13 protein-coding genes are annotated in these 11,345 nt (G+C 67.3%); 5 read left to right on the forward strand and 8 right to left on the reverse strand.

Going from position 1 to position 11,345, the window contains the following annotated elements:
* Nucleotides 1-123 precede the first annotated feature (123 nt).
* Nucleotides 124-2,433 (reverse strand): ATP-binding protein, encoded by a 2,310-nt coding sequence (locus AAFN88_RS02285; RefSeq protein WP_347517882.1) that lies wholly within the window; start codon nucleotides 2,431-2,433, stop codon nucleotides 124-126.
* A 263-nt stretch (nucleotides 2,434-2,696) separates the two neighbouring features.
* On the opposite strand from AAFN88_RS02285, the gene AAFN88_RS02290 reads away from it, so the two are divergent.
* Both AAFN88_RS02290 and AAFN88_RS02295 read left to right on the forward strand, forming a co-directional pair.
* Nucleotides 2,697-3,044, forward strand: a complete 348-nt coding sequence (locus tag AAFN88_RS02290) for a metalloregulator ArsR/SmtB family transcription factor (protein ID WP_347517883.1) — start codon at nucleotides 2,697-2,699, stop codon at nucleotides 3,042-3,044.
* A complete protein-coding gene (locus tag AAFN88_RS02295) occupies nucleotides 3,041-3,529 on the forward strand; it encodes an ArsI/CadI family heavy metal resistance metalloenzyme (protein WP_347517884.1) in 489 nt (162 codons plus the stop codon). The genes AAFN88_RS02290 and AAFN88_RS02295 overlap by 4 nt, the downstream gene beginning before the upstream one ends.
* Before the next feature lie 79 nt (nucleotides 3,530-3,608).
* Here AAFN88_RS02295 and pspC read toward each other — a convergent pair whose 3' ends face one another.
* The 4 genes from pspC to AAFN88_RS02315 all read right to left on the reverse strand — a co-directional run bounded on the left by pspC (nucleotide 3,609) and on the right by AAFN88_RS02315 (nucleotide 5,293).
* Nucleotides 3,609-4,070 (reverse strand): envelope stress response membrane protein PspC, encoded by a 462-nt coding sequence (gene pspC, locus AAFN88_RS02300; RefSeq protein WP_347517885.1) that lies wholly within the window; start codon nucleotides 4,068-4,070, stop codon nucleotides 3,609-3,611.
* On the reverse strand, nucleotides 4,070-4,291 hold the full coding sequence (gene pspB, locus AAFN88_RS02305; protein ID WP_347517886.1) for an envelope stress response membrane protein PspB: 222 nt from the start codon (nucleotides 4,289-4,291) through the stop codon (nucleotides 4,070-4,072). The genes pspC and pspB overlap by 1 nt, the downstream gene beginning before the upstream one ends.
* A gap of 32 nt (nucleotides 4,292-4,323) precedes the next feature.
* Nucleotides 4,324-5,025, reverse strand: coding sequence for a phage shock protein PspA (pspA, locus tag AAFN88_RS02310; protein ID WP_347517887.1), 702 nt, complete (start codon nucleotides 5,023-5,025; stop codon nucleotides 4,324-4,326).
* A 97-nt stretch (nucleotides 5,026-5,122) separates the two neighbouring features.
* A complete protein-coding gene (locus AAFN88_RS02315) occupies nucleotides 5,123-5,293 on the reverse strand; it encodes a hypothetical protein (protein WP_347517888.1) in 171 nt (56 codons plus the stop codon).
* 223 nt (nucleotides 5,294-5,516) lie between these two features.
* Here AAFN88_RS02315 and pspF point away from each other — a divergent pair, with 223 nt between their 5' ends.
* The 3 genes from pspF (at nucleotide 5,517) to AAFN88_RS02330 (ending at nucleotide 9,172) form a co-directional block, all read left to right on the forward strand.
* Complete coding sequence (gene pspF, locus AAFN88_RS02320; RefSeq protein WP_347517889.1) at nucleotides 5,517-6,587, forward strand: phage shock protein operon transcriptional activator; 1,071 nt, start codon at nucleotides 5,517-5,519, stop codon at nucleotides 6,585-6,587.
* Nucleotides 6,588-6,846: 259 nt separating this feature from the next.
* Nucleotides 6,847-8,457 carry a phosphoenolpyruvate carboxykinase gene (locus AAFN88_RS02325; RefSeq protein WP_347517890.1) on the forward strand — a complete coding sequence of 537 codons (1,611 nt, stop codon included), beginning with the start codon at nucleotides 6,847-6,849 and terminating at the stop codon, nucleotides 8,455-8,457.
* Nucleotides 8,458-8,584: 127 nt separating this feature from the next.
* Nucleotides 8,585-9,172 (forward strand): TetR/AcrR family transcriptional regulator, encoded by a 588-nt coding sequence (locus AAFN88_RS02330; RefSeq protein WP_347517891.1) that lies wholly within the window; start codon nucleotides 8,585-8,587, stop codon nucleotides 9,170-9,172.
* Nucleotides 9,173-9,183: 11 nt separating this feature from the next.
* Here AAFN88_RS02330 and AAFN88_RS02335 read toward each other — a convergent pair whose 3' ends face one another.
* The 3 genes from AAFN88_RS02335 to AAFN88_RS02345 are packed head-to-tail and all read right to left on the reverse strand — an operon-like array spanning nucleotide 9,184 to nucleotide 11,341.
* Entirely contained in the window at nucleotides 9,184-9,963 is a 780-nt protein-coding gene (locus tag AAFN88_RS02335; RefSeq protein ID WP_347517892.1) for an ion channel, read from the reverse strand.
* A gap of 22 nt (nucleotides 9,964-9,985) precedes the next feature.
* Nucleotides 9,986-11,101 carry an aminotransferase class V-fold PLP-dependent enzyme gene (locus AAFN88_RS02340; RefSeq protein ID WP_347517893.1) on the reverse strand — a complete coding sequence of 372 codons (1,116 nt, stop codon included), beginning with the start codon at nucleotides 11,099-11,101 and terminating at the stop codon, nucleotides 9,986-9,988.
* Nucleotides 11,102-11,110: 9 nt separating this feature from the next.
* Nucleotides 11,111-11,341 (reverse strand): GDCCVxC domain-containing (seleno)protein, encoded by a 231-nt coding sequence (locus tag AAFN88_RS02345; protein ID WP_347517894.1) that lies wholly within the window; start codon nucleotides 11,339-11,341, stop codon nucleotides 11,111-11,113.
* Between the last annotated feature and the right edge of the window lie 4 nt (nucleotides 11,342-11,345).

Below are 11,345 nucleotides of genomic sequence, written 5' to 3' on the forward strand. Positions count from 1 at the left end.
GCCGGATCGACGGGAAGCCACGATGGGGACAAGGCTGGCCGGGGACTGTGGCCTTTTTGCGGCATTTTCTGGATAGATGGGGATCAATTCCCCGGCGAAAAAGGGCTGTGGAGGACGGCGGGTTCAGCCGATGCTGCGGGCTTCCGGCCGGCGCGGCGCCGCCGTTTCCGCCTTCGCCGCCAGCAGCCGCTCGGCCGGGAAGAAGACGCTGACCAAGGTGCCCTGGCCCGGCGCGCTTTCCAAGGCGATGCGCCCGCCGTGCATCTCCACCAGCGACTTCACCAGCGGCAGGCCGAGGCCGGTCCCCTCATAGCGGCGGCTGAAGGCGCTTTCGGCCTGGACGAAGGGTTCGAAGATCCGCTCGTGGTCCTTCTCGGCGATGCCGATGCCGCTGTCGCGCACCGCCAGCACCAGCTCTTCCCCGCTGAGGCTCAACTCCACGGAGACTTCGCCGCCGCGCTCGGTGAACTTCAGCGCGTTGGCCACCAGGTTCAGCAACACCTGCTTCAGGGCGCGTTCGTCGCCGCGCAGCAGCGGCAGGCCGTCGGCGAGCCGCAGGCGCAGCGCCAATCCGCCGCTGCGCGCCTTGGCTTCCATAAGGGTCGTGGTGCGCTGCACCAGCTCGGCAATGTCGATCGCGCTCTCGCTCAAGGCCGACTGGCCGGCTTCGACGCGCGAGAGGTCCAGAATGTCGTTGATGACCGCGAGCAGGTGTTCGCCGCTCTCGCGGATGTGGCCGATATACTCGCTGTACTTGCTCACCTTCGCCGGCCCTTCCAACTGACGCTCGAGCAGTTGGGCGAAGCCGATGATGGCGTTGAGCGGCGTGCGCAGCTCGTGGCTCATGGTCGCCAGGAAGGCCGACTTGGCCTGGTTCGCCGCTTCGGCGCCTCGCTTGGCTCTCATCAGCGCCATTTCGGCGACCTTGTCCTCGGTCACGTCCTGAGTGGTGCCGATCAGCTTGATGGGCAGGCCCGCGGAGTCGCGCACCACCTCTGCCAGTTCGCTCACGTAGAGGACAGTGCCGTCCGGATGGACCACGCGGTGGTCGACCATATAGAAGTCCTGCCGCGCGATGGCGTCCATGGCGCGGTTCACCGCCGCCTTGTCGTCGGGGTGAACGCAGTCGAGGAAGGCCTCGTAGGAGGCTTCGACCGCGCCCGGCTCGTAGCCGAGGATCCGGAACTCCTCGTCGGACCAGATCGAGGCGCCGTGGCGAAGGTCGGTTTCCCAACTGCCGACACGGGCGATGCGTTGCGCCTCCACCAGGCGGCTGCGGCTGGCCCGCAACTCCGCCTCGGCGCTCTTGCGCACGATCATGCCGGCCAGGACGTCGGCGACGGCGCGCAGGTGGTTGGCCTCGGGCTCGTCGCGTTCCCGCCCCTCGGGGAGGTAGAGCAGCAGCGCGCCCAGAGTTTCGGCATTGGAGACGATCGGCACCGTGTAGTGGCCCCGCCGCGCGTCGCTCTCCTGGCGAATGTCGTGGAGGTCGCCCCTCTGGGCCGCACAGGTGAAGGTCTGGCCGCTGGCGGTGCGGTCGCAGAGGCAGGCGCCGAAGGCCACCGGAGCGCAGATCGGGTCCTGCGCCGAAGCGGCGTCGTTCTCGGCCGTCAGGCCCAGCCGCGCGTCCTTCGACAGGAAGATGCCGCCGCGCGGCTCGACGGAGAGCCAGGGCGCGGCGATGATGATGTCCAGGGCTTGGGAAAGCTGTTTTTCCAGGGGAGCGTTGCCGAGGGAAACCTGCAGAAGCTGGTTGAGCGTCGCCAGATGCTCGCGGCTCTGCTCGTGCTTTTCCTCGGCCTGCTTGGCTCTGCCGCGCTGGTGGCCGGCGGAGAGCAGCAGCAGGCCGACGGCGCTGAACATGGCGAGCGACTGGGAGATCAGGTAGCCGAAGGGCGCGAACCATTCGACCGGCCGCAGCCAGGGATAGTCGAACTTGTGCAGCCCCCAGGCCAGCAGGGCGAAACCGACGAGCCGGCCCGCCGCCAGGGCCTCGTTCTGGCGGCTGCGCAGCAGGCACAAGCCAGCATAGGAGAGTGCGGCGCCGGAGGCGAAATAGAGCGGAATGCTGCGCAGCATGAAATTGTCGATGACGAAGGCGGTGAAGGCCGCCCATAGCCCGGCGGCGGCGAGCATGTAGGCGAAAATCCTGACCGGAACGGCGCGGCCGACGAAGCTCAGGGTGCCCGCCATCAGCAGCAGGGACGCCGAGACCTGCAGGGATTCATTCAGAAAGGTATGGAGGGCGGGATTGAAATAGCCGTCGGCGAGATAGCTGCCCAGGCGCAGTACCCAGAGCCCGAAGCCGAGGGTCCAGTACCCCACCCCAGGCGGCGCGCCCGGCATGGCGCGCAGGTAGGCGAGCGCCGCGAAGAGCACCGAGGCGCCAATCAGCGACCCCCAAATCGTAGCCGAGACTGAAAACCCGATCATAGAACTCCCGGCACCAAGGATGGATTCCGACGGAGGGCGCAGTTCCGCTCGTCTGGGGAATAGCATCGTCTTGGTTAAGGGCGAATTAAGGGCGTGCCAATGACCTTGCCACTTGTGTGCTCGAGCGGCCGGCGTGCAGCTTTGACGAAGCGGCGCGGCGCAAGCGCCGCCGCTGCTCCTGCTTCCGTCGTGAGGCGCGCGCCCCGAAATCTTTCCGCCGCGTCCGACTTGACGCGGGGTTATATTTCTATATTATTGGAAATATGGAAAAAGAAAACATCCTCAGCGGCCTTGCGGCTCTGGCCCAGGAGACGCGACTGGACATCTTCCGCCTGTTGGTGGCGGAAGGCCCGGCCGGCATGGCGGCCGGCGACGTGGGCGCGCGCCTGGGACTGCCGGCGGCGACCCTGTCGTTTCACCTGAAGGAACTGCGCCGGGCGCGGCTGGTCACCTGCCGGCGCGCCGGACGCTCGCTGATCTACGCCGCCGACTTCGCCACCATGCGCGGCCTCGTCGGCTATCTGACGGAGAACTGTTGCCGCAGCGGCTGCCGGACGCCCGCCATGACCGCAGGACCCGCCATGGCCGCAGGAAAGGAGCCCGAAGCATGAAGCGCCTGCACGTTCACATCAGCGTCGACGACCTGGACAAGTCCGTCGGCTTCTATTCGGTCCTCTTCGGAACCGCGCCCAGCGTGCTGAAGGACGACTACGCGAAGTGGGCGCTGGACGACCCGCGGGTGAACTTCGCCCTCTCCAAGCGCGCCCGCAACTCCGGCCTGGACCACCTGGGCATCCAGGTGGACGACGCCGAGGAGTTGGAAGAGGTCGCCGGGCGGCTGGCCGCCTCCGGCGCCGAGCTGCTGGAGCAGAAGGACGCAGCCTGCTGCTATGCCCGCTCCGACAAGGCCTGGGTCAACGACCCTCAGGGCATCGCCTGGGAGACCTTCCGTTCCCACGGCGAGATCACGGTCTATGGGGAGAACGCGCGCGAGGAAGCTGCCGCCTCGGCCTGCTGCGCCGATGTAGCCTGCGGTACCGGGCCTGCCGAAGCGGCCGCACGGACCGGCGACCCGGACAAGGCCTGCTGCGGCTGAGCCGCACAAAAATGCTGCGCAGCATGGAATTCCGGGCTGCGCAGCAAAATAAGGTTTGTCAGGGACTTAGGGGTTAAACTCAGGCTTCGAGGTCGCGGAAGGCGCGGTGCAGCTTGGCCTCCGAGGAGGTCACGAAGGCTTCCATGTTGCGGATGCGCTGTTCCTGCTCGCGGTAGCGGTGGCGCAGGCGCGACAGGCTCTCGCTGGGCTTCACGCGCACCTGGCGCCAGAACTCCTTCTCCGCGTCCGACTCGTAGTGGTACTCGGGCGCCTTGCTGATCAGCAGGGCGGCCAGGAAGTAACAGACCAGCGTCGGCATGGTGAAGACGAACAGCGCGATCACCGCAGCGATACGCACCACGAAGACGCTGATGCCGAAATAGTCGGCCAGCCCGGCACAGACGCCGAAGATTTTGCCGCGCTCGGTGTTGCGGTAGAGGCGGCTCGGCCGCGGGCCGCCGGAACCGCAGCCCGGCCGGCTCCCGCCCTCGGCGTGAGGGTTCTGGCCGCGCGGGCGGCAGTGGCTGGGGCGCGGGCTCATCACAGCTGCTTCCTCCAGTCGGTCACCTCGGCATCGAGGATGCGTTCCAGCGCGTTGATGCGCTGCTCCATGCGCTCCGAGCTCTTCCACAACTCCTCCAGGAGCTGCTCCTCGTCACTCGACAGCGCCTTGGTCGCCTTCCAGCGCGTGGTGTAGTGGGCGATGATCCAGATCGGCGCCACCACGGCCAGGAAGATGATACCTAATGCGTTGTAATCCATAGACCTCTACGCTCCTGGGACCGGCCGGCCCGTTACTCGCTTTCTGCCTTGGGAGCCGCCTTGGCGGCGGCCTTGCCGGCGGCGACCTTCGCTTTCAGCGCCGCCAGTTCGTCCTCGATGGCGGACTCGGCGGCCAGCTCGGAAATCTCCTCGGCCAGGGACTTGCCCCGGCCCAGGTCGAAAGCCTCGACCTCGCCCTCGGCCTGGTCCAGCTTCTTCTCCACCTGCTCGAAGCGAGCGAAGGCCTCGTCGACGCGGCCGTCGTAGAGGTTGCGGCGCACCTTGAGGCGCGAGGAAGCGGTCTCGTGGCGGGCGGTCAGCGCCTGCTGCTTGGCCTTGGCTTCGCGCAGCTTGCTCTCCAGCTTGGCGATGTCGGCTTCGCCCTGGGCCAGCATGGCGTCGAGCTCCTCCAACTCCTCCTTCAGCAGCGCCGCTGCCTCGGCCATCTTGGCCTTCTCCACCAGGGCGCCCTTGGCCAGGTCCTCGCGGCCCTTGGACAGCGCCAGCTCGGCCTTCTCCTCCCAATTCCGCTGCGCCTCCTCCAGGCGGCCCAGCTTGCGGGCGCTTTCCTTCTTCTCGGCGATGGTCTTGGCGGCGGTGGAGCGCACCTCCACCAGGGTGTCCTCCATCTCCTGGATCACCAGGCGGATGATCTTCTGCGGGTCTTCGGCCCGGTCGAGGATGGAGTTGAGGTTGGAATTGATGATGTCGGTGAGGCGGGAGAAGATACCCATCGGTCTCGATCCTTGTCGCTTGCTCTCGGTTATCTCGGTGTTGCGGCGGCTCTTCACAAGAGCGAGGTGCCGCTATTTAGGGTCAGGTCTTGCGTTCCTAGCCCAGCAGCGCGCCAATCAGCAGGCCGCCGGCGAACATCAGCCAGTGGTCGGCGGTGCGGCTCTTCAGGTAGCCGCGGGTCCGCTCGACCCAGCGGCCGAAGTCCTGACCGCTCCCGGCCTTGCGCCCTGAATCAAACCTGTCTGACGTGTCGTTCCAACGGCTCATCGCGTCCCCGTCTTTCTGTCTCGTGGCTTGAGGCCCCAACAAGCTGGCGCCTTTCACCAGGTCTATTGGCAAGCCGCGTGCCAAATCCGAACCTCAACATCAACTCATTGATTTAGATTGATAAATTCCGGAGCGGTCGATCTATGCGGGCACCACGTACACCGTCACAAATACTGTTTATTGGTGTTTTCTACTAATCCATCGCTATATTTACACGATGGCTATGACCGACCTTCCGCCCTTGCTGGGCGAATCCTCCGCCTTCATGGCGCTGGCCGAGCAAATCTCCCGCGTGGCGCCGCTCGACCGGCCAGTGCTGGTCATCGGCGAGCGCGGCACCGGCAAGGAATTGGTGGCCGCGCGCCTGCACTTCCTGTCGCGGCGCTGGGACGGCCCCTTTGTGAAGCTGAACTGCGCAGCCCTGGCCGAGAGCCTGCTGGAGACCGAGCTCTTCGGCCACGAGGCCGGCGCCTTCACCGGCGCGGCGAAGCGGCGGGCCGGGCGCTTCGAGATCGCCGACGGCGGCAGCCTGTTCCTGGACGAAATCGCCTCCTCCAGTCCCGCGGTGCAGGAAAAGCTGCTGCGCGCCATCGAGTACGGCGCCTTCGAGCGGGTCGGCGGCAACGCCACCCTGGAGGTCGACGTGCGGGTCATCGGCGCCACCAACGAGGACCTGCCGGCCGCCGCCGCCGCGGGCCGTTTCCGGGCCGACCTGCTGGACCGGCTGGCCTTCGAGGTCGTCACCCTGCCGCCGCTGCGCGCGCGCCCGGACGACATCCCTCTGCTGGCGCTTCATTTCGGGCGCGAAATGGCCAACGAGCTGGACTGGCCGCAATTCCCCGGCTTCTCCGAGGCGGCGATGGAACAACTGCAGGCCCACGACTGGCCCGGCAACGTGCGCGAACTGCGCAACACGGTGGAACGCTCGGTGGCGCGCGGCACGCCCGATGAGGAGATCGACGCCGTGGCGCTCGACCCCTTCGCCAGCCCCTGGTCCCCTGCAGCGGGCGGCGCGGCGCCGGCGCGGGAAACAGCCGTCCCGGAGGCCGACCGTCCGAAGGGCGCAGGGGAGAAGGCGCCGCTGGGCGGCATCCTCTCCGACCCCTTGCGGGCCTTCGACCTGCGCGAGGCGATGAAACGGGTGGAGCACGACCTGCTGAGCCAGGCCCTGGCGGCGCAACGCTACAACCAGCGCGCCACCGCCCGCCAGCTCGGCCTCACCTACGACCAGTTGCGCAACCGCCTGCGCAAGCACGGCCTGCTGGGCGAGGCCGCCCGGCAGAAGCCGGATTGAGCGTGAGACCGGCCGCAAAGAATCATCGGGAGCGGCCTCGCAAAGGGAAGACTCCCGGGCCGCAAAAGTCACATAATCGGCATGGCCAAGCCTGGCGGAACCGACTATTTCTCTGCCGGTCACCCTCCTTGGGCAGCAGGGTAAGAGGCACGTCTACGGGAGGCTCCTCGAGCCCCCGCAACGACCCCGAAACGGGGCGCGGCCGCAGCGCCGGCCGGAAAAAGCGAAGGACACGGAAAACGCTCGGGAGGACAGAGCATTGGATAACGTCGGCAAAGCCGTCAGCCGGAACGGCCTGGATCAGCACGGCCTGAAAGATCTTCGTACCGCGTATTGGAACCTCGAGACCGCCGCCCTCTATGAGGAAACCCTGAAGCGCGGCGAAGGCCAGCTCGCCGAGGGCGGCGCCCTGGTGGTGCTGACCGGCAAGCACACGGGACGTTCGCCCAACGACAAGTTCATCGTCCGCGAGGCCGAGACCGAGGGCGACATCTGGTGGGGCAGCGTCAACGTCGCCATCGACGAGGCCGGATTCGAGCGCCTGCACGCCAAGCTGGCCGACTACCTGAAGGACCGCGACGTCTTCGTGCAGGACGTCTACGCCGGCGCCGACCCCGCCTACCGCCTGCCGGTGCGCGTGGTCAGCGAGAGCGCCTGGCACTCCCTCTTCACCCGCAACATGTTCCTCCAGCCGCCGGAGAGCGAGCTGGGCGGCTTCCAGCCGCAGTTCACCGTGCTGCACGCGCCCTTCCTGCACGCCGACCCGGAGACCGACGGCACCAACAGCGAGAGCTTCATCGTGGTCAGCTTCGCACGGCGCACGGTGCTGATCGGCGGCACCGTCTATGCCGGCGAGATCAAGAAATCGGTCTTCTCGATCCTCAACTACCTGCTGCCCGAACGCGGCGTACTGCCGATGCACTGCTCGGCCAACATCGGGCCGGGCGGCGACACGGCGATCTTCTTCGGCCTCTCGGGCACCGGCAAGACGACGCTCTCCGCCGACACCAGCCGCCATCTGATCGGCGACGACGAGCACGGCTGGTCGGCGGGCGGCGTCTTCAACTTCGAGGGCGGCTGCTACGCCAAGGTGATCCGCCTGGACCCCCAGGCCGAACCGGAGATCCACGCCACCACCGGGCGCTTCGGCACGGTGCTCGAGAACGTGGTCATCGACCCCATCACCCGGCGGCTGGACCTGGACGACAACCGCTATACCGAGAACACCCGCGCCAGCTATCCGCTGGACTTCATCCCCAACGTGGTGAAGAGCGGGCAGGGCGGCCAGCCGAAGAACATCGTCATGCTGACCGCCGACGCCTTCGGCGTGCTGCCGCCGATCTCGAAGCTGACGCCGGAGCAGGCCATGTACCATTTCCTCTCCGGCTACACAGCGCGCGTCGCCGGCACGGAGAAGGGCATGGGCGCCGAGCCCTCGGCCACCTTCTCGACCTGCTTCGGCGCGCCCTTCATGCCGCGGCACCCCTCGGTCTACGCCAAGATGCTGGGCGACAAGATGGCCGCCACCGGCGCCAACTGCTGGCTGGTCAACACCGGCTGGACCGGCGGCGCCTACGGCACGGGTGAGCGCATGAAAATCGCCTATACCCGCTCGATGGTGCGCGCGGCGCTCAGCGGTGCGCTCGACCGGATCGCCGCGGCCAAGCATCCGCAGTTCGGCCTGCTGATGCCGGAGGCCTGCCCGGACGTGCCCGCCGAGGTGCTGAACCCGCGCAACACCTGGAACGACAAGCAGGCTTACGACACCACGGTGCGCGACCTGACCCAGCGTTTCGAGGCCAACTTCAAGCAGTTCGAAAGCTACGTCGACGACGACGTGGTGGCCGCCGGCATCCGCCCCGCGGCCTGACCAGGCGCAGAAACCGGCAGCGGCCCGTTCCCGCCGGCGGCGGGGCGGGCCGTTTGCTTTTTTAGTTCCGGCGCAATGCCTATACTCCGTCGCGGAGGCTGATTCGGGAGGGGACGATTAGGGGGGAATGACCAAGGTGTCGGGACTCACCGCCGAGAGGGTGCTGGACGTCGCGCAGGAGCTGATTCAGACGCGCGGTTACAACGGCTTCAGTTTCCGCGACATCGCCCAGGCCATCGGCATCAAGTCGGCGAGCATCCACTACCACTTCCCCAGCAAGGGCGACCTGGGCGTCGTCCTGGTCGCGCGCTACCGCAGGCTCTTCGGCGAAGAACTGGCCGAGGTGCGGCGGCGCCAGACAGCGGCGCCGAAACGGCTGAAGTGCTTCATCGCCCTGTTCCGCCGCACGCTGACCGAACAGCGCCTCTGCCTTTGCGGCGTGCTGGCCGCCGAGCGGGGCAGCCTGCCCGAGGAGGTCAATGCCGAGGTCCGCGCCTTCTTCAAGCTCTGCGAGGACTGGCTGGTCGAGGTTCTGAAAGACGGCCGCGCCGCCGGGGAGATCGAATTCCGCGGCCCCCCGCAGGCGCTGGCGGATCATCTGATTTCCCTGCTGGAGGGCGCCATGGTGATGGCCCTCAGCCTGGACGACCTGGACCGCTTCGACAAGGCGGCCCAGGGCTTCCTGCGCATCCTCAAGCCGGCGGCGGACGGCTAGCCGCGCGGGCGCTAGCCGGTGCCCTCGGTCTCGATCTTGATGGTGCGCCCGCAGTGCTTGCAATGCACCGCGTCGGGATCGTGGCGCGTCAGGCCGCAGTCCGGACAGGTGTAACGGATCTTGCGCGGTTGGAAGATGGTCTGCGCCAGGCGCAGGAAGAGGGCAACCCCCACCACCATGATGACCACCGCCAGCAGGCGCCCGAACTCGTCCTTCATGGTAATGTCGCCGAACCCGGTGGTGGTCAGCGTCGCCACAGTGAAGTAGAGCGCGTCGAGATAGGTGACGATGTCCGGGTTCTGCCGGTGCTCCATGGTGAAGACCAGGGCCGTGGTGACGAAGATGAAGACGCCGAGGTTCACGCAGGCGACGACCACGTCCTCGTTGCGGCGGAAGAACGCGGTCTCGCGCCTCAGGTCGCGCAGCACGTGGTAGGAGTGCAGCAGGCGCAGGGCGCGCAGCACCCGCAGGAAGGCGAAGTTCGTCGTCAGGAAGGGCGCCAGCAGCAGCGTCAGGATCACCAGGATGTCGGCCAGGGTGTAGAGTTGCCGCAGCATCTGCAGCTTCCTCGGGGCGATCCAGAGGCGCGCCAGGAAGTCGGCCAGGATGACCAGGCCGATGACGAAGTCGGCGGCGAGGATGAAGGGCGTCGGAAAGTCCGGCGCTGTCGCCACGAAGAAGGCGATGGTCGCGAGGTCGAAGGCAATGAGACCATAACGGAAGCGCGTCGCCACCTTGCTGCTGCCGGTATAAAGCTGCCGTATCGACTGCTTCAGCCATGCCTCGGCCATGCCGTCTCCCTTACGCCAAATCTCATTGCAGATAGATGGGCAGGCGGTCCATGAACCGCTCCACGTCCTCCTGCGTCGTGAAGAGGTGCACGGAAACGCGCACCCGCCCATTGTCTGCCCAGATGAGAATATCGTCTTGCGCCGCGCGGCGCATCACGGCTTCAGGGTCGGGACAGACGAAGCAGACATTACCGGCGTGGTTCGCTTTGCCCGCCGGGGTCATGACTTCCAGGCCCAGGCGGGTCAGGCCCGCGATGAGTTGTTCCGCCAGGGCGCGGTTGTGCGCGGCGATGGCCTCCATGCCGAAACTCTCCAGGTAGGCGAGAGACTCGCGCAGCAGGTAGGCGCCCAGGTGCCCGGCATTGCCGTATTCGAAGCGCCGCGCGTCCGGCTTCATCACATAGTCGGCGGGCGTCGCGCCGGGTTCAGCGGACGACCAGCCGGCGCCGCCCGGCATGAAATCCGGCTGGCGGCGGCGGTTCCAGCCGAGGATGCCTTCGTGGATGCCGAGGGCGAACTTGTAGCAGGCCGTCACCAGGAAATCGCAGAGGTCGCCGCGCAGCGGCACCGCGCCGAAGGCGTGGCTGGCGTCGACCATCAAGGCAACGCCTTTGCCGTTGAGACCCGCCGAGAGCTTCTCCAGGTCGAGGTGCTGGCCGGTCAGCGCATTGACCTGGCTGGCGTAGACCAGGCGCGTGCGTTCGTCGCAGGCGGCCAGCAGATCGTCCTCGCTCAAGACCCAGCCGCGCGCCGGGACCATGGCCGCCTCGACGCCCAGGCGCTTCAGGCTGGCGAAGGCGTAGCGCCCGGAAGCGTAGTCCAGTTCCGGCGCCACCACCCTGTCGCCAGGCTTCCAGTCGAAGCCGGAGACGACAGACATGATGCCGTCGGAGGCGTTGCCCAGCAGGGCGATGTCGCCCGCCTCCAGGCGCATCATCCGCGCGATCTGCCCACGCACCTCGTCATCCACCTTCCAGTGGGTCCAGTAGCCGTCGTAGCCCCTCGCCTTGTCGCGGGCGAAAGCCTCGAAGGCCTCGCGGTGCTTCGTCAGCAGCGGCGGCTCGCCGCCCGCCGCCAGGTGCACCTTGCCGTCCAGGCCGATGAAGTCGCGCTTGGGCGCGGGCAGGATGCGGCTCATCGCCGGGCCTCAGCCCGTGCCGCAGCAGTCGTCGCCCGACTGCTTGGGCGGGCAGGGGACCGTGGCGTAGGAGCAGAAGACGCAGCAGTCGCCCGGTTTCGGCTTCAGGACCGCGCCGCAGCCCTTGCAGTCGTAGAACCACTGGCAGGCGTCGCTCGGCATGGTCTCCGTCTCCGCGTGGCCGCAGTGCGGGCAGGTGAGGGTGGAGAGAAGTTGGAGCTCTGGCCGCTGCGGTTCCATGACC

The sequence above is a fragment of the Pelagibius sp. CAU 1746 genome, from assembly GCF_039839785.1.
Classification (GTDB): domain Bacteria; phylum Pseudomonadota; class Alphaproteobacteria; order Kiloniellales; family Kiloniellaceae; genus Pelagibius.